The 22,530-nt window shown below is 62.2% G+C and carries 20 protein-coding genes; 11 read left to right on the plus strand and 9 right to left on the minus strand.

Going from position 1 to position 22,530, the window contains the following annotated elements; all coding sequences use genetic code 11:
• The first annotated feature begins 172 nt into the window (after positions 1-172).
• Positions 173-1,351, plus strand: a complete 1,179-nt coding sequence (locus tag AMC88_RS17370) for an efflux RND transporter periplasmic adaptor subunit (protein ID WP_064825560.1) — start codon at positions 173-175, stop codon at positions 1,349-1,351.
• Positions 1,348-4,533, plus strand: coding sequence for an efflux RND transporter permease subunit (locus AMC88_RS17375; protein WP_064825561.1), 3,186 nt, complete (start codon positions 1,348-1,350; stop codon positions 4,531-4,533). Before AMC88_RS17370 ends, AMC88_RS17375 begins: the two co-directional genes overlap by 4 nt.
• A gap of 36 nt (positions 4,534-4,569) precedes the next feature.
• Here the strand turns inward: AMC88_RS17375 and AMC88_RS17380 are convergent, their stop codons facing one another.
• Positions 4,570-5,346 carry a metallophosphoesterase gene (locus tag AMC88_RS17380; protein WP_170960041.1) on the minus strand — a complete coding sequence of 259 codons (777 nt, stop codon included), beginning with the start codon at positions 5,344-5,346 and terminating at the stop codon, positions 4,570-4,572.
• Positions 5,347-5,512: 166 nt separating this feature from the next.
• Between AMC88_RS17380 and AMC88_RS17385 the strand changes: the two genes are divergently transcribed.
• Positions 5,513-6,637 (plus strand): monooxygenase, encoded by a 1,125-nt coding sequence (locus AMC88_RS17385; RefSeq protein ID WP_012485015.1) that lies wholly within the window; start codon positions 5,513-5,515, stop codon positions 6,635-6,637.
• A 53-nt stretch (positions 6,638-6,690) separates the two neighbouring features.
• Here the strand turns inward: AMC88_RS17385 and AMC88_RS17390 are convergent, their stop codons facing one another.
• Together AMC88_RS17390 and AMC88_RS17395 are read right to left on the minus strand one after the other, a co-directional pair.
• Positions 6,691-7,155: an RrF2 family transcriptional regulator gene (locus AMC88_RS17390; protein WP_012485016.1), complete on the minus strand. Its 465-nt coding sequence runs from the start codon at positions 7,153-7,155 to the stop codon at positions 6,691-6,693.
• A gap of 196 nt (positions 7,156-7,351) precedes the next feature.
• On the minus strand, positions 7,352-8,140 hold the full coding sequence (locus AMC88_RS17395; protein WP_012485017.1) for an SDR family NAD(P)-dependent oxidoreductase: 789 nt from the start codon (positions 8,138-8,140) through the stop codon (positions 7,352-7,354).
• A gap of 128 nt (positions 8,141-8,268) precedes the next feature.
• On the opposite strand from AMC88_RS17395, the gene AMC88_RS17400 reads away from it, so the two are divergent.
• Complete coding sequence (locus AMC88_RS17400; RefSeq protein ID WP_012485018.1) at positions 8,269-9,039, plus strand: TIM barrel protein; 771 nt, start codon at positions 8,269-8,271, stop codon at positions 9,037-9,039.
• Here the strand turns inward: AMC88_RS17400 and AMC88_RS17405 are convergent.
• Positions 9,036-9,572, minus strand: a complete 537-nt coding sequence (locus AMC88_RS17405) for a carboxymuconolactone decarboxylase family protein (RefSeq protein ID WP_012485019.1) — start codon at positions 9,570-9,572, stop codon at positions 9,036-9,038. The genes AMC88_RS17400 and AMC88_RS17405 overlap by 4 nt on opposite strands.
• 92 nt (positions 9,573-9,664) lie before the next feature.
• Between AMC88_RS17405 and AMC88_RS17410 the strand changes: the two genes are divergently transcribed.
• Positions 9,665-10,138, plus strand: coding sequence for a cupin domain-containing protein (locus AMC88_RS17410; protein ID WP_012485020.1), 474 nt, complete (start codon positions 9,665-9,667; stop codon positions 10,136-10,138).
• Positions 10,139-10,154: 16 nt separating this feature from the next.
• Here AMC88_RS17410 and AMC88_RS17415 read toward each other — a convergent pair whose 3' ends face one another.
• From AMC88_RS17415 to AMC88_RS17435, 5 genes are all read right to left on the minus strand, one after another.
• A complete protein-coding gene (locus tag AMC88_RS17415; protein WP_012485021.1) occupies positions 10,155-11,264 on the minus strand; it encodes a sn-glycerol-3-phosphate import ATP-binding protein UgpC in 1,110 nt (369 codons plus the stop codon).
• A gap of 12 nt (positions 11,265-11,276) precedes the next feature.
• A complete protein-coding gene (locus AMC88_RS17420; protein WP_064804608.1) occupies positions 11,277-12,191 on the minus strand; it encodes an ABC transporter permease subunit in 915 nt (304 codons plus the stop codon).
• A gap of 10 nt (positions 12,192-12,201) precedes the next feature.
• On the minus strand, positions 12,202-13,086 hold the full coding sequence (locus AMC88_RS17425) for a carbohydrate ABC transporter permease (RefSeq protein ID WP_012485023.1): 885 nt from the start codon (positions 13,084-13,086) through the stop codon (positions 12,202-12,204).
• 127 nt (positions 13,087-13,213) lie between these two features.
• Complete coding sequence (locus tag AMC88_RS17430) at positions 13,214-14,569, minus strand: extracellular solute-binding protein (RefSeq protein ID WP_012485024.1); 1,356 nt, start codon at positions 14,567-14,569, stop codon at positions 13,214-13,216.
• Positions 14,570-14,933: 364 nt separating this feature from the next.
• Positions 14,934-16,139: an ROK family transcriptional regulator gene (locus AMC88_RS17435; RefSeq protein WP_012485025.1), complete on the minus strand. Its 1,206-nt coding sequence runs from the start codon at positions 16,137-16,139 to the stop codon at positions 14,934-14,936.
• A 227-nt stretch (positions 16,140-16,366) separates the two neighbouring features.
• On the opposite strand from AMC88_RS17435, the gene AMC88_RS17440 reads away from it, so the two are divergent.
• From AMC88_RS17440 to AMC88_RS17465, 6 genes are all read left to right on the plus strand, one after another.
• On the plus strand, positions 16,367-17,605 hold the full coding sequence (locus AMC88_RS17440) for an extracellular solute-binding protein (RefSeq protein ID WP_012485026.1): 1,239 nt from the start codon (positions 16,367-16,369) through the stop codon (positions 17,603-17,605).
• 80 nt (positions 17,606-17,685) lie between these two features.
• Positions 17,686-18,570 (plus strand): carbohydrate ABC transporter permease, encoded by an 885-nt coding sequence (locus tag AMC88_RS17445; RefSeq protein ID WP_012485027.1) that lies wholly within the window; start codon positions 17,686-17,688, stop codon positions 18,568-18,570.
• The gene (locus AMC88_RS17450; protein WP_011426608.1) at positions 18,570-19,415 is read left to right on the plus strand and encodes a carbohydrate ABC transporter permease; all 846 of its coding nucleotides are present in this window, start codon (positions 18,570-18,572) and stop codon (positions 19,413-19,415) included. Before AMC88_RS17445 ends, AMC88_RS17450 begins: the two co-directional genes overlap by 1 nt.
• Positions 19,412-20,434: an SIS domain-containing protein gene (locus AMC88_RS17455; RefSeq protein ID WP_064825563.1), complete on the plus strand. Its 1,023-nt coding sequence runs from the start codon at positions 19,412-19,414 to the stop codon at positions 20,432-20,434. The genes AMC88_RS17450 and AMC88_RS17455 overlap by 4 nt, the downstream gene beginning before the upstream one ends.
• Entirely contained in the window at positions 20,435-21,364 is a 930-nt protein-coding gene (locus AMC88_RS17460; protein WP_012485029.1) for a PfkB family carbohydrate kinase, read from the plus strand.
• The gene (locus AMC88_RS17465) at positions 21,361-22,440 is read left to right on the plus strand and encodes an ABC transporter ATP-binding protein (RefSeq protein ID WP_064825564.1); all 1,080 of its coding nucleotides are present in this window, start codon (positions 21,361-21,363) and stop codon (positions 22,438-22,440) included. Before AMC88_RS17460 ends, AMC88_RS17465 begins: the two co-directional genes overlap by 4 nt.
• Positions 22,441-22,530: the final 90 nt, after the last annotated feature.

Consider the following 22,530-nt stretch of genomic DNA (forward strand, 5'->3'; position numbering starts at 1 on the left):
CGCAGTGACGATTTTTCCGACGTGCATCGCATGCCGGCTTTCCTTCCCAGGGATTGGACGCCGGGAGAAATCACGAGGGCAGCAGCCTTCGTTCCAAAACAAGACACGAATAGCATCACTTCATTTTGGATTGGGCGGCAGTCGATCGGCCGCCGAGCTTGGAGGGACCGTTATGACGGACGTGCTTCGACGGATATTGGCGTTTGGCTCCATCGCAGTGTTGATGCCCCTGGCCGCGATGGCGCAGGGCGCTCCGGCCGCCCCTCCTCCCGTCACCGTCGCAAAACCTGTTGTCCGCGACGTCATCGACAGCGACGAGTTCATCGGACGTTTCCAGCCGGTCGACGAAGTCTCCGTGCGCTCACGTGTCGGCGGCTATCTGCAGGAAGTCCATTTTGAGGATGGCGCCCTGGTCAAGCAGGGCGACCTGCTCTTCGTCATCGACCAGCGGCCGTTCATAACCGCGCTCAACCAAGCAAAGGCCGCGCTGGAGGCTTCGCAGTCCACCCTGGTCTTCGCCGACGCTCAGTACAAGCGCGCCCAGTCGCTTGCTTCGAGCGGCAGCCAGTCCGCACAGACGCTGGACGATCGCCGCCGCGAATTTGATTCCGCCCAGGCCAATGTCCGCGGCGCTCAGGCCGCCGCCGATCGCGCAGCGCTCGACCTCGAATATACCGAGATCAAGGCACCGCTCAGCGGCCGTATCGACCGCCGCCTGATCTCGACCGGCAATCTCGTGCAGGCTGACCAGACGGTGCTCACCACCATCGTTTCCCTCGATCCGATCGATTTCTATTTCGACGTCGACGAGCGCCGCCTGCTGAATTTCGCCGACACCGCGCGCAAGATGGGCACGGACCTCCAACTGGGCGGCGGCGGCGTGGATGTCTCCGTCACGATCTCTGATCCCACTGCCAAACCCTTCAAGGGAAAACTCGATTTCGCCGAGAACCGTGTCGATAATGAAAGCGGCACCATTCGCATCCGCGCCCGCCTTGCAAATCCCGATCTCGTCCTGCAGCCGGGCCTGTTCGGGCGGGTGCAGGTCGCAGCCTCCAACACCTACAAGGCCATTCTCGTCCCCGACGAAGCGATCGGTTCGGACCAGAATGAGCGCGTCGTCTATGTCGTCGCCGACGATGGCAAGGTTTCGACAAAGCCCGTGCGGCCCGGACCGCGGCTCTACGGCTACCGTGTGATCCGTGAGGGCCTCGACGGCACGGAGACGATTATCGTCAACGGCCTGATGCGCGCCCGGCCGGGTTCGAAGATCACGCCTCAGATGAGCGAACTGCCGCAGGAGCGGCAGGACACTGCGCCGGAAGCCGCCAGCGCGGAGAACGGACAATGAGATTTGCGCACTTCTTCGTGGACCGGCCGATCTTTGCGGCCGTCATCTCGATACTTTTTCTCGTCGTCGGCGGCATTGCCTATACGCAATTGCCGGTCTCCCAATATCCGGAGATCGCGCCGCCGACCATCGTCGTGCGCACCTCCTATCCGGGCGCCGACCCGCAGACCATCGCCGACACGGTTTCGACGCCGCTCGAACAGCAGATCAACGGCGTCGAAGACATGCTTTACATGTCTTCCTATTCCAGCGCCGACGGCGCCATGTCGCTGACGATCACCTTCAAGCTCGGCACCGATCTCGACAAGGTGCAGGTGCTCGTTCAAAATCGTGTTTCCATCGCGCTCCCCCGCCTTCCCGAGGAAGTCCAGCGGCTCGGCGTCACCACCGACAAGAGTTCGCCCGACCTGATGATGGTGGTGCACCTGCTGTCGCCGTCGCACCGCTACGACCAGCTCTACGTCTCGAACTACGCCCGCAACCGCATCCGTGATGTGCTCGTGCGCCTTGATGGCGTCGGCGATGTTCAGATTTTCGGCGAACGGCAGTATTCGATGCGCATCTGGCTCGATCCGGAAAAGCTCTCCGCCTACGGCATGACATCGGACGACGTCGTTTCCGCATTGAGAGATCAAAACGTCCAGGTCTCCGGCGGCAAGATCGGCGCGCCGCCGGTGACGGGCAAGAACGCCTTCGAATATACGGTGCGAACCGACGGACGCTTCTCCGACGTGCGCGAATTCCGCTATGTCATCGTCAAATCCACGGGAGCGGGCCGGCTGGTGCAGTTGCAGGATGTCGCCCGTATCGAACTCGGCGCACAGGATTACGTCACCAACAGCTATCTCAACAACGACCCCGCGGTTGCGCTCGGCATTTTCGCCAGACCGGGAACCAATGCTCTCGACACGGCGCATCAGGTCCAGACCTTGATGAAGGACATTTCGCAGAATTTCCCGCCGGGATTGGAATATCGCATTGTCTACGACACGACCGAATTCATCTCGGATTCGATCAATGAGGTCTATAGAACCATCGCAGAGGCAGCCATTCTCGTGGCAATCGTGGTGCTCGTCTTCCTGCAATCCTGGCGAACGGCGATCATCCCGATCGTCGCCATTCCCGTGTCGCTGATCGGCACCTTCGCAATTCTGCTGGCCTTCGGCTTTTCGCTCAACATGCTGACCCTCTTCGGCCTCGTGCTGGCAATCGGTATCGTCGTCGACGATGCGATCGTGGTGGTCGAAAACGTCGAACGCAACCTGGCGCGCGGCATGACGGCCAAGCAGGCCTCTCACGTCACGATGGACGAAGTCGGCACCGCCGTTGTGGCGATCTCGCTCGTGCTGATCGCCGTCTTCGTGCCGACGGCCTTCATTCCCGGCATATCCGGCCAATTCTACCGGCAGTTCGCGGTGACGATCTCCGTCACCACGGCGATATCGGCCTTGAATTCCCTGACCCTCTCGCCCGCCCTTGCCGGCATATTGCTGAAACCTCACGACCACGATACCAAACGCCCGAATATCGCAACCCGGCTCGGAAGGGGTCTCGCTGACGGTTTCAACCGCGGCTTCGATAGGATGAGCTCCGGCTATTCATGGGTCGTCAGGCATCTGGTCAGCAGCTGGATAGGGTTGACCTGCTCGATGCTCGCCTTCGCCGGCCTGCTCGGTGCAACCTGGTACATCGGCACGCGCGTTCCCTCGGGCTTCATCCCGACCATGGACCAGGGTTATGCCATCGTTGTCGTGCAGCTTCCCGACGGCGCTTCTCTCGCCCGCACCGACGCCGTTGTCAAACAGGTCGGCGACGTCGCCCGCACCGTGCCTGGCGTCGGCAATGCCGTGCAGTTCGCCGGATTCAGCGGCGCGACGTTTACCAATGCCTCCAATGCCGGCGTCGTATTCGTGCCGTTCAAATCCTTCGCCGAACGCGAGGAAGGCGGTGAGAACGCCAACAAGATCATCGGCGAGCTTTATATGAAGCTGCAAAGCATTCAGGAGGCCTTCATCATTGCCATTCCGCCGCCTTCCGTGCGCGGCGTCGGCAATTCCGGCGGCTTCAAGATGCAGATTTCCGATCTTGAGAACGCAGACATGACACGCGTGCTCGGCCTTGCCCGCCAGATGATGGGGGCGGCGGCCACGACGGAAGGGCTGACCGGGGTCTTTACGACATTCTCCGATGCAAGCCCGCAATACTTCCTGTCAATCGACCGCGACAAGGCGCGCTTCCTCAATGTGCCGATCCCCAACATCTTCAATGCGCTTTCGATCAATCTCGGCGTCGCCTATGTCAATGATTTCAATGCGTTTGGTCGCGTCTACCAGGTTCGCGCCCAGGCCGACCGGCAGTACCGCATGGACAAGGAAGATATTCTCTCCTTGAAGGTGCGCTCGGCGACGGGGGCGCTGGTGCCTCTCGGAACCCTGATGGACATTCAGGACTCCAGCGGCCCGGCGCTCGTCCAGCGCTACAACATGTATGTGTCGGTGCCGCTCCAAGGCAATCCGACGCCGGGCACGTCGACGGGCGACGCCATCAAGAAGATGGAAGAACTGGCGGCCAAGATCCTGCCGCCGGGCACAACCTTCGAATGGACCGAACTCGCCTATCAGGAAACTCACACCGGCAATACGGCCGTCTATATCTTCGCGCTTTCGGTGATCTTCGTCTTCCTGGCGCTGGCGGCCCAATATGAAAGCTGGATGCTGCCGCTCGCGATCATCCTCATCGTTCCGCTGGCGGTGCTGGCGGCGCTGATCGGCGTTTCGCTCCGCGGCATGGACAACAATGTCCTGACGCAGATCGGCCTGATCGTCCTGATCGGTCTGGCGGCCAAGAACGCCATCCTGATCGTCGAGTTCGCGAGACAAGCGGAAGACGAAGGCAAGTCGCCGGTCGACGCCGCCATCGAGGCCAGCCACCTTCGCCTTCGCCCGATCCTGATGACGGCTTTTGCCTTCATCTTCGGTGTTCTGCCGCTTGCCATCGCCACCGGCCCCGGCGCCGAAATGCGGCAATCGCTCGGCACCGCGGTCTTCTCGGGCATGCTGGGCGTTACATTCTTCGGTCTGTTCCTGACGCCGGTTTTCTACGTCGTGCTGCGCGGCTGGCGTCGCAACCGCTCAGTTGAAAGGCCGGTCGAGGCCGTCCCGACCGAAAGGGAGACGGTCTGATTAACGCGATGGCGCAACCTTCCCGGTGACGGGTTGTTAGGTGGAAAACAGATGCACCTGCCCCCGCCACAGGCGAGCGACGGTGAGTTTGCCGCTGCGAAAGGCGCGCGTGTCGAGATTGAGCCGCCGCGGCCGGATGTCCGGTTCGTCGTTCGGGGTATGACCATGCACGATGAGTTTCGGCAGCGGCACCCGGCTGTCGAGAAAACGGTGGCGAATGAGCACCAGATCCTCGTCCGTCTGTGCTGCAAGCGGCCGCACCGGATCGATGCCGGCATGGACGAACAAGACGTTCGGCGTGTCCAGCATGATCGGCATCGCCCGCATGAAATCGATATGCGTGTGCGGCAGCGAATGACGGAGGAAGGCGTCGAGCTGCGCGCCCGAGGGGAAAACCAGCGGCAGATGCTCCGGATCCAGCCCATAGGATTTCAACGATTGCGCCGCCCCGATCCGCATCCAGTCGTCAAAGGAAAGCCAGCCGTCGATATAATCGAGCATGGCCATCTCGTGGTTGCCGGTAAGGCAGATCCGATCGAATCCTTCCGGCGGCGGCTCCATCAGGTGGTTGATGACCTGCGCCGATTCCGGGCCGCGGTCGATATAGTCGCCGAGCATCACGATCAGCTTGCGCCCTGGAAGCCGTGCCGCATCCCGCAGGATCGCCTGCTCGGCCTGCACGAGCAGATCGCACCGGCCGTGAATATCGCCGATGGCATAGGTTGGGATATCGGCAATATCCATTGTCAGACGCGGTCTCGGCTGGCGCGCCATTTTCGAAACCTCGCTGCGGCGAGCAAGAGAGTCGCTCATCATGTTTCCCAATCAAGGAAGCCCCCGGTTAACCATAAGTAGCGTGAAGGCCGAGGCGATCAAGTTGGTGAGAAAATTCGAGGCATCGGTTTTTTCTAGAAAAACCGTTCTTATCATCCGGAGCGAAATCCCTCACTGCTGGTGTCCGTCGAGGAAAGGGTGATCGATGGGAACCGTATCGCAATTTCGTGACCGCCTGAGACCACCAGCGCATCGCATCGAAAGCGAGGAGGCGGCAATATCGACAGCCCGTAACCTCGCCGCCGCATTCCGGCGCGAGGCGAGCGAACGCGATATCAACCGCATTCTGCCGTTTGCCGAGCTCGACGCGCTGTCGATATCGGGACTGACGGCCATCACCGTTCCGCCCGAGCATGAAGGGCTCGACGTGCCGAATGCCCTGCTGGCCGAAATCGTTGCGATCATTGCCGAGACCGATGCCTCGATCGGCGAGACTCTGGAAAATCATTTTTCCGCACTGGAAACGCTCCGCATTCAGGCCGGCGAGGATCTGAAGGCCTCGCTGTTTGCCCGGGTGCTGCTCGGCGACCGCTTCGCGCTCGCCACTTTCGCCGAAGGCTGCGAGCTAACGGAGGAAGGCCTGGGCTATCGCCTCAGCGGTCGCACTCGGCAGGCGGCCGGCATCCTCTATGCCGACTGGATTGCCGCTACCCTAACACTTCCGCCCAACCGCACGGTAACGATCTACCTCACCGGCAGCGATGAAGACCTGAAGGTGGTCGATGATTGGGACGGCTTCGGCCAGCGCACCAATGGATCGGCAACGATCATTGCCGACACACTCCGTGTCAACGCCGATGTAATCGCGCCGGCGTCTTCGCTTGGATATTCGACCGGCATGTCGCTCCGCCTGCTGCTCAAGGCCGGCGTAAGCCTCGGTATAGCGCGCGCAGCGTGGGCCGACCTGATGGCAGCGATCGGCGATCACGCCGCCGTGCTCTCTGCCCTCGGCGGCCATGCCATCGGCATCGAAGCGACGGCGGCGGCCTTGGAACGGGCTGGCCGAAAACTCGACTTTGCCCAGGTCAACCCGGTTGAAGCCGCAATAGCGGACGCGCAATTTTCCGCTTCGGCGGCCGCGACCATTGCCGGCGAAACCGCGCTCAACATCGCCAGCGCCCTATTCGAACTCGCGGGGCAGGCATCAGCCGGTATCGGGCTCAATCTCGACCGCCATTGGCGCAATGCCCGCGTTCACGCGCTGTCGCTGCCGCGAGAGGGACTGCTGCGCAGCGTGGGCGAGTATATCTCGCAGAAAACCGAAAACTGACAGATTGCGGCAGCGCGCCGCCGTCATGCGGAACGATATGGAACGAAGCGATGTCAGCTGGCAGCAGAGATCGGAAAATCTTCCGTCGCGCCCTCGACATGGCCGCCGGCTGCGACGAATTGTTCGAGGGTCATATTGTCGAGAATGGCGGCGATCGCGTCCCGAACATCGGTCATCGAACGCCGCACCTGACAGGTTTCCGGATCGGCGCAGTCGTCGCAGGCCTCATAGGCCGTGCGGCTGGCGCAGCGGATCGGCGCCAGCGGCCCGTCGAGCGTGCGGATGACATGGCCGATGCGGATTTCGGAGGCCGGCCGCGAGAGGGAATAACCGCCGCCGGGTCCTTTTTTCGAACGCAGAATGCCGACATTGCGCAATTCCAAGAGGATCGTATCGAGGAATTTTTTCGGAATATTGTTGCGGGCGGCAACGTCGTTGATGAAGGCAGTCTCGCCCGGCGGCAGCCGCGCCAGATCGACCAGCGCCTTCAGGCCGTATTTTCCCTTTTTCGTCAGCATTGTCTATTGCCCTGTCGAAAACGCAACATTTATCCCGCCAATAGCAGGCAAATAGCGTCGAAAGCGTGAAGATACAACAAAATAGCTATTATTTATAGCTTATATTGGCAACATCTGCAGTCCTGCCGGCAGCGGTGGCGGCAATCGAGACATTCCTCGATTGCGCCGCTCGCTCGCGATCGCCCGCGCTGTGCCGTCAGATTGTCTTGAGCATACCGCCATCGACGAAATAAGTCGATCCGATGCAGTAGCTCGCCCGTTCCGAACTCAGGAAGACGAAGACGTTCGCCAATTCTTCCGGCGTGCCGAACCGTTTGGAAGCAGCATGCTCATTGGCGACGCTCTGCAGATAGCCTTCCCAGTTCCCGCCGTTTTCCGCGGTCAGCTGCTTGGCGGTCTTGATCCAGTCCGGCGTCAGGATCAGGCCGGCATTGACGCAGTTGACGCGAATATTGTCCGGGATGAGCTCGGTCGAGAGCGTCTTCGAAAACATCATCAGCGCCGATTTGCTGACATTGTAGATCGGCTCGTACCAGAGCGGCTGGATGGCGCAGATCGAGGCATTGTGCAGGATGACACCGCCGCCGCGTCGCTTCATCTGCGGCGCGATCCCGCGCGCCAGCCGCACGGCGGCCATTACATGCAGATCCCAATAGGCCTGCCACTTCTCGTCAGGGGCCTCCATCACCGTCTCGTTCGAGCCGGTGCCGGCATTGTTGATGAGAATATCGGCGCCGCCCTTCTCCGCAGCCGCAGCAATGATCGCCTCCGTTCCCGCAACCGTCGCCACGTCGGCGGCGACGGCGGTGGCGCTGACGCCGTATTTCTCGCCGATGCGGGCAGCCTCGGCCTCCAATCGCTCACCGCCGCGCGCCGCAAGCACCAGGTTGGTGCCCTCGGCCGCCAGCCCCTCTGCGATCGCCAGCCCGATGCCGACCGACGCGCCGGTTATGACGCCGATCTTTCCCTTCAATCCTAAATCCATATCTTCCTCCTGAAACCGCCGGCGGTCCGGCACGATGTGCCGAGTGTTTCGCCAATGATTTCGGGCGTCAAGCCTTGCGGCAGGCTCCGATCTGTCGCAGCCTGCGCCCGCACATTGGAGGAAATTTCATGCGACGTTATTCAGCCTGCATAGAATGGCTGTTTGCCGAAGAAGGCGACAGTATCCCGGATCGCATCCGCCGTACCCATACCGGCGGCCTGACGGCGGTCGAATTCTGGCGCTGGACCGACAAGGATCTCGACGCAGTCGAGGCCGCGCTTGATGAAACCGACCTTGAGGTCACCAGCCTCGTCGCCGAGCCGATGATTGCGCTGACCGACGCCGCGAACCGGCAGGCTTGGCTGGCCGGTCTTGCCGAATCCGTCGCTGTCGCCAGACGCCTCGGCGCACCGGTGCTGATCGCTCAGGCGGGTGACGACCTCGCGGGCTTCAGCCGCGAAGAACAGCGCCGGGCGCTCACCGAAACGCTGAAAGTCGGCGCCGATATCCTCAAAGGCAGTGGCGTGCGCCTAGGCGTCGAGCCGCTCAACACCCGCATCGACCATATCGGCTATTTCCTTGATTCCACCCGCGAGGGCCTCGATATCGTCGATGACGTCGCCCGCCCGGAGATCGGCATCGTCTACGACATCTATCATTCCGCCGTGATGGGCGAACGCACCGAAGACGTGCTGAAGGACCGTCTCGACCGTGTCTTCCACGTCCATGTCGCCGATCATCCCGGCCGCAACGAGCCGGGCTCCGGCGGCATCGATCTCTCGCACCGCCTCAACTGGATCTTCGCCAACGGTTACGACGGCGCCGTCGGCCTCGAATACCGTCCGATCAGACCAGGCGCCGACGCGGTCAGGGCGGCGATTGCTTCGCTGGACGGCTAGCTCAAGTTTGCGCCTTCGGCAAAGGCTTCAAGCTCGGGGTCGAAATCGACTTCGACGACATTGTTGAAGACGGCGGTCGCCAGCATGATGCCGGCGAAGGCGACGAGATCGACGAGCACCTTTGTCTCATAGCGCGTCTTCAGCTGCGCCCAGAGCTCGCCCGGAACGGCGTTAGAATCGGCGACAATCGCCCTGCCGAAGGCGTCGAGCAGCGCCTCCGTCTGGGAAAGCTCCAGCGCGTCGGGATCGAATCCCTTGTTGATCAGCGCCCGGCGAAAGAAGGTGATGGCGATCTTCGATTTCGCCGCCTTCGAGATCGCATGCGAGAAGATCCAGATCTCGCGATCGCTGATGATTGGATCGAGCTCGGCCCGCAGCGTGAACCATTCGGCATAGATGCGATGGGCGACCGGCGAATGCAGGAGCGTCCGCTTCATGTTGGTCATCCGCCCGCGCAGCCTGACTTCTTCGTCATGCGCTGCCCGAATCTCTTCCGAGGCCGTATCGTAATCGATCTGTGGCAGGTGGCTCATCGGGTGCCCTCTTTCTGATGCGCGAAGATAAATCCGCTTGGCCGTCGCGCCGCGCCTGCCTAGATTGTCTGCATCGAAGGTGGAGGCAAGGCATGAGCGACGATCACGAGCATCACCACATCGACTGGCGGGAACATGGCGTCAAGGTCATCCCCGGCAATTCGCTCGATCCCAACACTGCGCAGACGCCGGGCATGAATCGCGCGACGGCGATCAACAATGCGCGCGCGGGCGCCGAGAAGATCTGGGCGGGCACCGTGACGATCCATGCCAACGCCAAGACCGGCACCCATCATCACGGCGATCTCGAAAGCATCATCTACGTCGTCAAGGGCAAGGCCCGCATGCGCTGGGGCGAGCATCTGGAATATATCGCCGAGGCCGGCCCCGGCGATTTCATCTATGTCCCGCCCTACGTGCCGCACCAGGAGATCAATGCCAGCCGCGACGAGACGCTGGAATGCGTGCTCGTCCGCTCAGGCCAGGAGCCCGTCGTCGTCAATCTCGATATCGAGCCGGTCGAAAAGCCGGAAGACGTTCCCTGGATCGACCCGATCCATCGCTGATGCCGCCATACGCCGGTCAGGCGTGAACCGCGCCGGCGCCGCTCATGGCGGGGTTCTCGATGAGCCGCCCGGTATCGGCGGCATAGAGGTGGATCGCATTGTGATCGATCGCGATGCCGATCGGATCGCCCGATTTCACCGTTACGGCCTCGGTCAGCGCTACGGCGAACGGCAGTCCGTCGAAATCGGCATGAACGACGCGGCTTGCGCCAAGTTCTTCGATGAAATCGGCCGTTGCGACCAATGCGCCGGGCGCATCCGGCGCCACCAGCCGGGCGGCCTCGGCGCGAATGCCGAGCACGACGCGTTTGCCTTTCAGGCTCGCGGCGCGTTCGCGCGGCAGCGCGATCTTGCGGCTCTGGTCGTAGACGAAGACGCCCTCGTCGTTGATCGTGCCTTCGAGCAGGTTCATCGCCGGCGTGCCGACGAAGCCCGCGACGAAACGCGAGACCGGATGATGATAGACCTCTTCCGGTGTACCGACCTGCTCCACCCTGCCGCCGTTCATCACCACCAGCCGGTCGGCCAGCGTCATCGCCTCGGTCTGGTCATGCGTGACGAAGATCGAGGTTGCGCCGAGGCGGCGGTGCAGGCGGCGGATTTCCGCGCGCATGGCGATGCGCAGCTTCGCGTCCAGGTTCGACAAGGGTTCGTCGAAGAGGAACACCTTCGGCTCGCGGATCATCGCACGCCCCATGGCGACGCGCTGGCGCTGGCCGCCGGAAAGCGCGGCCGGGCGGCGGTCGAGGAAAGGTTCGAGGCTGAGCGCCTTGGCGACCTCGGCGATGCGCCGATTGCGCTCCGCCTTCGCAACGCCCGCAACCTTCAAGGCATAGCCGATATTCTCGGCGACGGTCATATGCGGATAGAGCGCGTAGTTCTGGAACACCATGGCGCAGCCACGCTCGCGCGGCTCCATCTGGTTGACGACGCGTCCGTCAATGGCGATTTCGCCGCCGGTGATTTCCTCGAGGCCGGCGATCATGCGCAGGAGCGTGGACTTGCCGCAGCCGGATGGGCCGAGGATGACGATGAATTCGCCGGATTGGATCTCCAGGTCGACGCCGTGAACGACGGGATGCTTGCCGTAGCTCTTCTTCACATCACGGATTGAGATCGGTGCCACAGGACTGCTCCTTCACTTCTCGGTGGAGATAAGGCCGCGCACGAACCAGCGCTGCATCAGGATGACGAGCAACAGAGGCGGCGACATGATGATAAGTGTCCCGGCCATGGCGACGTTCCAGTCGGGCAGGCCGAATTCGGACGGAATAAGGGTCTTCAACTGCGTCACCGCGATGCCGAAATTCGGATCGGTGGTGACCAGCAGCGGCCAGAGATACTGGTTCCAGGCCCAGACGAACATGATCGTGAACAGCGCGATCATGTTCGAGCGCGACAGCGGCAGCAGTATGTCGATGAAGAAGCGGACGGCGCCGGCGCCATCCATCTTCGTCGCCTCGGCAAGCTCGTCCGGAACGGTCAGATAGAACTGGCGGTAAAGGAAAGTGCCGGTCGCGGTCGCGACGAGCGGCGCCACGAGGCCGGTATAGGAATTCAACAGCCCCCATTCGAGCTTGATCTGGATGCCGGAGACCCAGGCGACGAGCGCGGTGATTCCAGTAAGGTCGAGGATCGTCTGAAACGGCTGCAATGCATTCGCCGCGATCGAATAGGTCGGCACGATGCGGACTTCCAGCGGCAGCATCAGCGTGATGAAGATGATCCAGAAGATCAGATGCCGGCCGCGGAAGCGGAAGTAGACGATCGAAAAGGCGGCCATGGCCGAAAGGATGACCTTGCCGGCGCCGACTGCGGTCGCGAAGATGATACTGTGGATCAGCTTGTTGCCGAGATCGGCGCGGATCCAGGCAGCCTGTGCATTTTCCCAGAAATGCGAACCCGGGGTCAGCGGCAGCGGCACCCGGTTGACCGTCTCCAGATCGAGCGTCGATGCGATGATGACAATGACAAAAGGCAGAAGCGCGATCACCATGCCGAGCGCGAGTATCGTGTAGCAGATGAAGTTGAATATCGGCGTGCGTTCGATCATGTCCGCGACCTCACTTGTAGTGCACGCGCCGCTCGATGAAGCGGAACTGGAAGATGGTGAGAAGGACGACGAGCGCCATCAGGATGATCGACTGGGCGGCCGCACCCGAATAATCGAGCCCCCTGAAACCGTCGAAATAGATCTTGTAGACCATGAGCTCGGTCGCCCGCGCCGGTCCGCCCTGGGTCATGACGTCGACGATGCCGAAGGAATCCTGGAAGCTTTCGGTGATGTTGATGACGAGCAGGAAGAACAATGTCGGCGTCAACAGCGGCAATTGCAGGTCCCACATGCGACGCAGCGGCCCGGAACCGTCCATGGCCGCGGCCTCGATCAGCGAGCGGGGAATGCCCTGAAGGGCCGAAAGGAAGAAGATGAAATTATAGCCGATATATTTCCAGGAAAAGGCGATGATAACGGCGATCATCGCGTCCTTGCCGTCGAGTGCCGGGTTCCAGAGGCCGGGCCAGACATGATTGATGACGGAGAGAAGACCGGCTTCCGGCGCCAGGATGAAGCGGAAGGCGAGACCGAGAGCGGGCGCGGCAATCGCGTAAGGCCAGATAAAGACCGACCGGTAGATTTTGTGGCCGCGCAGTTCACGGTCCGTCAACAGCGCCAGGATGAGCGCCATCCCCATGGCGATAGCCGTCGAGCTGAAGCCGAAGATCATGCTGCGGGTGATCGACTCCCAATAGATGGGATCGCTGAGCAGTTGCTTGAAATTGTCGAAACCGACCCAGGCATTGCCGCCGCCCCATGGCTGCTCGAGCGTGAACGCCCAATAGAGCGCCTGCGCACTCGGCCAATAGAAGAAGACGAAAATCAGCAGCAGCATCGGAAAGGCGAAGAGCAGTCCGATCGTCGTGGAGGAGAAAGTGACGCGCTTTTCCATGAGTGGTCGTTTTCGCCCGAGTTTGTTTAGGCGCGGGCAGCAGCTTTGCATCCGCGACCGATTAAGAGAGCTTACAAAGACGCACCCGGCGCGCGCAAGGCGGCCGGGTGCGGCTCATATCGGACGGTCAGGGAAGCTGAACGTTCTTGTAAGTCTGCTGGAAGCGGCGCAGCAGCTGGTTGCCGCGATCGGCAGCACCGTCGAGCGAAGCCTGAACGTCGGCATTGTTGACGAAGATCGCCTGCAGGCCGTTGGCGATTTCGGTGCGAACCTGCAGCAGGCCGCCGAGGCGGATGCCGTGCGGAGCTGTGTCGCCCGCCGGCGATGCGGTCAGGCTCTGGATGGCGAGTTCGCGGCCGGCATAGGGAGCCTTGTCGTAGAAGCCCTGCTTCTTCAGATATTCGAAGCCGGAGTTACGAACCGGGATGTAGCCGGTGACGGTCGACCAGGTCAGAGCTTCCTCCGGCTTGGCGATAAAGTTGAAGAAGGCGGCAGCAGCCTTGTATTCGGCGTCGGTGTGGCCCTTCAGAACCCAGAGCGAAGCGCCGCCGACAAAGGAGCTGTGACGGGTTGCATTGCCGTAAGTCGGAAGCATCGAAACGCCCCAGTTCATGCCCTGCTTGGCGGTGCGGCCGATATTGCCGTGGTCGCCAACCGACGTCAGGATGACCTGGCAATCGCCGGCAGCGAAGGCTTCCACGAAGGTCTGGCCGACGGCCTTGTTCTTGATGACGGCGAGCTTGTTGTCGTACCAGGACTTGAGGTCCTTGATGTAGCTGACGAGGAGCGGGTTCTTGTTGAACACCAGCTCGGCATCGAGGCCTTCAAAGCCGTTCTTCTTCGTCGCGATCGCTTCGCCGTTGACGGCTTCGAACTGCTCGACGTACTGCCAGACTTCATTGTTGGAGATATCGAAGGCGAGCGGGCAGGCGTAGCCGGCGTCCTTCAGAGCCTTGAAATCTTCACCGGCTTCCTGCCAGGTGGCGGGAGCATGGTCCTTGCCGATCTTGGCGAAGGCATCCTTGTTCCAATAGAGCAGCGCGGTCGACGAGTTGAAGGGGAAGGAATACATCTCGCCCTTGGACGTCGCATAATAGTTTGCGATGCCGGAGAAGTAATCTTTCCAGTCGACCGTGTAGCCCATGTCGGTCATCAGCTGGTTAGCCGGATAGAAGGCGCCGGAGAGCATGATGTCGAGGGTTCCGGCGTCGGAGACCTGAGCGATGGTAGGCTGCTTGCCGGCGCGGAAAGCGGCAATCGTATTCTGCAGGGAAGCATCGTAGCTGCCCTGGCTGGTGCAGACGACTTCATAGTCGCCCTGCGACTGGTTGAAGCGATCGCACTGTTCCTGGACCCGCTTTGCGATGTCACCGGAATTGCCGAACCAGAAGTCGATCTTGGTCTTATCGGCGGCGGCAGCGGGACCAGCAAGAAACGCTGTAGCGAGAAGGGCGCCAACGGCGCCGAGAAGCTTGGCTTGCATGAGAACCTCGAACGTAAAAGAGACGCGCACTTTCAGCGCACGCCCTATTAGCTGGTCCAAATTGCCGCGGCCAATGAATATTCCATGACATGAAACAACCGAAATCGTACTGTCACGAAACCTTCATGCGGATGTTATTTGCCACGGCTGAAGGCTATATTGAGAGAAGCCTCGCCAACCACCCCAGCGCACTGCCGAATAATTATATCTATACCAGAATTCCTATAAATTTCAATGATTTTCAATATTTTACTATACTTCGATCGCTCCTCTTTATTCGCTGGCAATGGTCGCTTGAAACTTACAAAGAGCGCCACTTTTCTGCCGCTGCACTGCTGTGCAACGCCCGGTTTCAGGCTCGAAATCAGCGGGAATCCTTCAAAATTGCAGCAAAATGCGGATCGAATGCCCGACCGATTGGTCCAGCGGCCGCCCCGAGCGCTACCGACCAAGGATCGGCCATGCCGGACTGCAGCCGCGGCAGCGTCCGGCCGCGGCGTTCGGCGATCGAGGGCAGCAGCGGGCCAATGGCCGCAATCAACCTGTTGACCAATGCCTCGGGCGCGCTGCCGCAGAGAATCACCGTCTGCGGATCGAAGATCGTTTCGATCAGATGGATGCTCCAGCGCAGGTCAGCAGCCGCCGTTTCGATCCAGGTGTCGATGCCTGGATCGCCCCCCGAGGCGAGGTCATTGATGTGTGCATGCAGATCGGGATCGGCGGGATCGGCCGAGAGATATTGGTAGAGCGAGGCGAGCGAGGCGCGGTGTTCGAGCGGGGTCGATTTGCCATCGGCAAAGAGCAGTGCCATGCCGATCTCGCCGGCATTGCCGTTGGCGCCGCGATAGAGTTCGCCGTTCAGGATGAGACCGGCGCCAATGCCGTAACCGACGAACAGGCAGACGGCATGGTCGAGGCCATGCGCGGCCCCCACCATACGCTCCGCAGTCGCGGCCGCTGCCGCATCGTTCTGCAGACCGACATCGAGCCCGGTGCCGGCGGTCAGCGTGTCCAGCAGCGGAAACTTCTGCCAAGCCTCCATCATCCACGGATCGTCGCCGCTGCCGTCGATCCCGAAGGGACCTGGCATCGCGACGCCGAGGCCGACCAGCCGCTTCTCGGATTGCCGAACGATCCCGGCGAGCTTTAACCGTACACTGGCGACGAGATCGAGAATGACCTTCGTTCCTCTCGACGGGCCTCCCGGCGGCAGAACGGCCTCGGCGCGCACGAGAACGCTGCCGACGAGATCGACGGCGACCGCCCGCGTCACGTGCCGGTCGATCTGCAGGCCGATCGCAAAGGCGCCCTCGGGAACGAGCCGATACGGCGTCGAGGGCTGGCCCCTCCCCTTTCGCACCGCCTCCTGCGAACTGACCAGACCGTCGCGCTCGAGTTCCTCGATGATATTCGACACAGTCTGCTTGGTCAGCCGCGTCGCCCGCGCCAGATCGGCGCGCGAGAGCGCACCGTTGATCCTCAAGGCATCGATCATCACGCGCCGGTTATGCGCGCTGGTGCCCTCGTGATTGGTGCCGCTCTTGGCCCTGATGGGCCTGGTGTCATTCATGTGCAATTACCTCTTGACTCCAGTAGAATGTTGAAGAAGTAATAAGTCAAGACAATTGACTTAATAAGGAACCGAAGAGTTCCAGGGAACGCAGGAAGCCGCACAGGGCCTCCAACGACGCTCCGAGATGACCAACCGGCACGTTTTGTTTCACGCGTGCCTTCTCGAAAACCGATGGCGGAAAATCCGCCCTCGGCATGCGTAAATGTCAAAAACTGGAGGCTGCAATGCTGAAATCTTTGAACAAGACGCTTTTGGGTGCGGCCTTGATCGGCGCATCCCTTGCCCCGCATGCTTTCGCCGAAACGACGCTCAACGCGCTGTTCATGGCGCAGGCCGCTTACAGCGAGGCCGATGTGCGCGCCATGACCGACGCCTTCGCCAAGGCAAACCCTGACATCAAGGTCAATCTCGAATTCGTTCCCTATGAGGGGCTGCACGACAAGACAGTGCTGGCGCAGGGTTCCGGCGGCGGCTATGACGTCGTCCTCTTCGACGTCATCTGGCCGGCCGAATACGCCACCAACAAGGTGCTGGTCGACGTCTCCTCCCGCATCACCGAGGAGATGAAGAAGGGCGTGCTGCCGGGTGCCTGGACCACTGTGCAATATGACGGCAAATATTACGGCATGCCGTGGATCCTCGACACCAAATACCTGTTCTACAACAAGGAGATCCTCGAAAAGGCCGGCATCAAGGCGCCGCCGAAAACCTGGGACGAGCTGACCGAGCAGGCAAAAGCGATCAAGGACAAGGGTCTGCTGGCAACGCCGATCGCCTGGAGCTGGTCGCAGGCCGAAGCGGCGATCTGCGATTACACCACCCTCGTCAGTGCCTATGGCGGCGATTTCCTGAAGGACGGCAAACCTGCCTTCCAGAGCGGTGGCGGCCTCGACGCGCTGAAATACATGGTCTCGAGCTATACGTCAGGCCTGACCAATCCGAATTCCAAGGAATTCCTGGAAGAGGACGTCCGCAAAGTCTTCGAAAACGGTGATGCCGCCTTCGCGCTCAACTGGACCTACATGTACAACATGGCCAACGACCCGAAGGACAGCAAGGTCGCGGGCAAGGTCGGCGTCGTGCCGGCGCCGGGTGTCGCCGGCAAGAGCGAGGCTTCGGCCGTCAACGGCTCGATGGGCCTCGGCATCACTTCCGCCAGCCAGCATCCCGACGAGGCCTGGAAGTACATCACCTTCATGACCTCACAGGCGACACAGAACGCCTACGCCAAGCTCAGCCTGCCGATCTGGGCCTCCTCCTACGCTGACCCGGCCGTTACCAAGGGGCAGGAAGAACTGATCTCGGCCGCCAAGGTCGGCCTTGCCGCCATGTATCCGCGCCCGACGACGCCGAAATATCAGGAGCTTTCGACGGCGCTGCAGCAGGCGATCCAGGAATCGCTACTTGGCCAGTCGACGCCTGAGGATGCGCTGAAGTCGGCCGCCGAAAACAGCGGCCTCTGAGTCCGGCATAAACCCCGGGCGGCGCCCTGTCGTCGCCCGGCTCGATTCCAATAACCTATGAATGAAAAAGGGTCGCCTCGATGTCGGGCACATGGCTGACAACGCGCGCGTGGCTGTTGATGCTGCCGCTTCTCGTGGTCATGATCTCGGTCATCGGCTGGCCGCTGGTCGATACGGTCGGCCTCTCCTTCACAGATGCCAAGCTCGTCGGCACCGCGGGCAATTTCGTCGGCATCGACAATTACGTGAAGATGCTCTCCGGCTCGAATTTCCAGCGCACGCTCGTTACCACCGCCTGGTTCGCGATCGTCTCGGTCGCCGCCGAAATGGTGATCGGCGTGCTTGCCGCCCTCCTGCTGAACCAGCAATTCCGCGGCCGAACGGCGCTGCGCGCCCTGATGATCCTGCCCTGGGCGCTGCCGACCGTCGTCAACGCCACGCTCTGGCGGCTGATCTATAATCCGGAATACGGTGCGCTCAACGCCGCGCTGACGCAGCTCGGCCTCATCGATGCCTATCGCTCATGGCTCGGCGAGCCGGGCACGGCGCTCGCCGCCCTCATCGTCGCCGACTGCTGGAAGAACTTCCCGCTGGTGGCACTGATCGCGCTTGCCGCACTCCAGGCCGTGCCGCGCGACATTACCGCCGCCTCGCTGGTCGACGGCGCCGGCCCCTTCGCCCGCTTCCGCTTCGTCATTCTTCCCTATCTCGCCGGCCCGCTGATGGTGGCGCTCGTGCTACGCACGATCGAAGCCTTCAAGGTGTTCGACATCATCTGGGTCATGACCCGCGGCGGCCCGGCCAACAGCACCCGCACGCTGTCGATCCTCGTCTATCAGGAAGCCTTCTCGTTCCAGCGGGCGGGCTCGGGCGCGTCGCTGGCCTTGATCGTCACGCTGCTGGTGACGCTGCTTGCCGCCGGCTATGCCGCCCTGGTGCGCAAGACCGCCGGGAGTGCCGCCTGATGGAACGCCAGAGCCCACTCTTCTCCTTTTTCATTCACCTCTCAGCGCTGCTGCTTGCCGCGGTCATTCTGGCACCGATCCTCTGGCTGTTCATCATGAGCATTTCGCCGGCCGCCGATCTTGCGGCAAAGCCGCTGCGCTGGTGGCCGCAGGCGGCGGATTTCTCCCGATACCAGGTGCTGCTGTCGACGCTGGAAAACAGCGCCGGCGCCGCCTTCACCTCATCGCTGCGCAACAGCATCGAGGTGGCCGGCATGGCGACGATCGCCGCCATCGCGCTCGCAATTCCCGCCGGTTGGGCAGTGTCGCGCACACCTTCCGTCGGCTGGTCGCTGTCGATGGTGATCGCGACCTACATGCTGCCACCGGTGGCGCTCGCCGTGCCGCTCTACATGGGTCTCTCCCATCTCGGGATGCTGAACAACGTCTTCGGCCTCGCCCTCGTCTATCTGACGATACTGGCGCCCTTCACCACCTGGCTGATGAAATCAGGCTTCGATTCAATTCCGCGCGAGATCGAATCCGCCGCAATGATCGACGGCGCCGGCCTGTTCCAGACGCTGAGGATCATCACCCTGCCGCTCGCAGCCCCGGTGGTCGCGACCTCGAGCCTCTTTGCCTTCCTGCTGGCTTGGGATGAATTCTTCTATGCGCTGCTCTTCACCTCGGACCAGCGCGCCAAGACGCTGACCGTCGCCATTGCCGATCTCGCCGGCGGCCGCGTTTCCGATTACGGACTGATCGCCACGGCAGGCGTGCTCGCCGCCCTGCCCCCGGTGCTGATCGGTCTCGTCATGCAACGCGCCCTGATTTCGGGGCTCACCAGCGGCGGCGTCAAGGGATGAAGATGACAACAGAAAGAAACCGGCCAGCCGGACTTGCGGCGATCGATCGCGAGATGGCGCGCCAGCACGCCGATGCGATTGCCTCTTATGAAGCCACGGCACCGATGGCGGCAACAGCCGCCGCCTCGCTTGAGAAGACCGGCCGGCTGCTTTTGCTCGGCATGGGCGGCTCGCATGCCGTCAACCGCGCCGTCGAGCCGCTCTACCGCGCCCTCGGCATCGAGGCCATCGCCCTGCCGCTCTCCGAGCAGCTGGGCCAGCCGCTGCCGATCGCCGGCAGGACGGTCTTCGTCACCTCGCAATCCGGAGAGAGCGCCGAAGTGGTGCGTTGGTTCAACGAAACCGGCGGCACTGAGGAAACATTCGGCCTGACCCTCGAAGCCAGCTCCTTCCTTGCCAGAACCGCCCCCTCATTGGTCGGCAGCGGCGGCACCGAGCTTGCTTTCGCCGCTACCCGCAGCCTGACGGTGACCTTCGCCCTGCATCTGGCAATCCTTTCCACCCTCGGCGAAGATCCGGCGGCCGCGCTTGCCGCCCTTAAGACGCCCGGAGGCCATGACATCTCAGCGGCGCTTGCCGCACTCGAAACCGTCTCGACCGTCGTCACCTCCGGCCGCCGCCTGCAAGGTGTCGCCGAGGCACTGGCCCTCGGGCTGACGGAGCTTTCGCGCCGCCCCTGCTTCTCTCTCGAAGGCGGCCAGCTGCGCCATGGCCCGATGGAAATGCTGGGGCCGGAGATCGGCGTCGTGCTCTTCCGCGGTCTCGACGAGACATCAGGCCTCGTCACCGCAATGGCGGTCTCCGCTGTGGAGACCCGCGCACCCGTCATCCTGTTCGACGCCTCGAGTGAAGCGCCGGTCGCCGGCGCCGTGACAATCCGCTTTGCACCGGCGAGCGGCCTTGCCGCGGTCTTCGCCATGCTGCCGGTCGCCCAACGGCTGATGATCGCTTTTGCCGAAACACGCGTTGAGAATGCCGGAACGCCGGTCCGTTCCACCAAGATTACCCGGAGTGAATGAATGCGGCCGCTTGCAGTCATCGGCAACGTCAATGTCGATCTCATTCTCGGACCGGCCGCCCCCTGGCCAAAGGCCGGCACGGAAATCATCGTCGATCATGACGAGCTGAGGGTCGGCGGGTCTGCCGGCAACAGCGCGCTCGCCTGGCAGGCGCTCGGTATCGAGTTCGAAATCGCCGCCAATGTCGGCAGCGACCAGTTCGGCCGCTGGCTGGCTGAAGCCTTCGGCCACCGCTCGCAAAATTGGCCGGTGCGCCCCGAGAGAACGACGCTTTCTGTCGGCATCACCCATCCGGACGGCGAGCGCACCTTCTTCACGACGACCGGCCACCTGTCACGCTTCAGCCTCGCCGACGTCTTCGCCGTTATCGACGGCGAAAGGCTGCGCGGCGGCTACGCACTTCTCTGCGGCGGCTTTCTGACCGACGACCTAGCGAGCGAATATGATGCCTTCTTCGACTGGGCCGACAGCCACGACATCACCGTCGCACTCGATACCGGCTGGCCGCTCGACGGGTGGACCGAAGAAAATTGCGCGGCCGCACGCGCCTGGCTTTCGCGCAGCGGCATCGCGCTGCTGAACGAGGTCGAGACAACGACGCTTGCCGGCATCGAAGATCCGATCGAAGCCGCCCGCGAGATCAGGTCGCATATGCCGGAGGGCGCGGTCGTCGTCGTCAAGCGCGGCCCGGAGGGTGCGATCGCCATCGGGCCGGAGGGCCTGCTGGCGTCGGTCCCTGCACCCCTCGTCAACGTCATCGATACGATCGGCGCCGGGGATGTCTTCAACGCAGGCTTCCTGGCAGCATTGGCAGATGGCAAGCCACTGGCCTCCTGCCTGGCGGCGGGGACGAAGGTTGCCTCGCGTGCCATTTCCACCCTTCCCCGCAGCTATGGCGAGCCATCGCCTCCCCAGAAGGCCGTGTCATGAGCGCGCTCGACATTGAAAACATCCGCAAGACCTATGGCGAGGTCGAGACGCTGAAAGGCATCGACATTTCGCTGGAAAGCGGCGAGTTCCTCGTGCTGCTTGGTTCGTCGGGCTGCGGCAAGTCCACGCTGCTCAACATCATTGCCGGCCTTGCCGAGGCGACGAGCGGCGACGTTAAGATCGGCGGGCGATCGGTGCTCGGCGTGCATCCGAAGGACCGCGACATCGCCATGGTCTTTCAATCCTATGCGCTCTATCCCAATCTGACGGTGCACCGGAACATCGGCTTCGGCCTCGAAATGCGGAAGGTCCCGACGCCCGAGCGCGACAAGGCCGTGCGCGACGCCGCCAGGCTCCTGCAGATCGAAAACCTCTTCGATCGCAAGCCGAGCCAGCTCTCCGGCGGCCAGCGCCAGCGCGTCGCGATCGGTCGCGCGTTGGTGCGCAAGCCTGAAGTCTTCCTGTTCGACGAGCCGCTCTCGAATCTCGACGCCAAGCTGCGCATGGAAATGCGTACCGAGATCAAGCGGCTGCATCAGATGCTGAAGACCACAGTGGTTTATGTCACCCATGACCAGATCGAGGCGATGACGCTGGCAAGCCGCATCGCCGTCATGCGCGACGGCCGTATCGAGCAACTGGGCACGCCTGAGGAAATCTACAACCATCCGGCAACACTCTATGTCGCCACCTTCGTCGGCGCGCCGCCGATGAACCTGCTGAACGCCACAGTGCGCGATGGCCGGCTGGCGATTGCAGGTTCCGATGCAAGCCTGCCCCTGCCGGCCCGCTTCGCCGAAGCCGCCGTCAATGGCCGCGACATCATCCTCGGCATCCGCCCCGAGGCCCTTCGCACGGACGGCGCCGGTCCGTCGCTCGAGGCAACCCTGGAGGTCGCCGAGCTGACAGGTCCGGAACTCGTCGTCACCGCGCTTGCCGGAAATCAGCGGCTCATGGCCTGTCTGCCGCCGCGCACGCCGGTCCGGGACAACGAAACGCTCACCCTCTCCTTCGACGAGGAGGCGATGCATCTCTTCGATCCGCAAACCGGTCTCAGCTGTGTTCGCGAGGGATAAGGACCATACGTCCTTCCTCGAGAAAATGAAGTCTTTGTGCCAGCGACCCGCACTGAGGCGGACTATTTGTTTGGTTGGCGGGGCGTGAAA

This window comes from Rhizobium phaseoli, assembly GCF_001664385.1.
Classification (GTDB): Bacteria; Pseudomonadota; Alphaproteobacteria; order Rhizobiales; family Rhizobiaceae; genus Rhizobium; species Rhizobium phaseoli.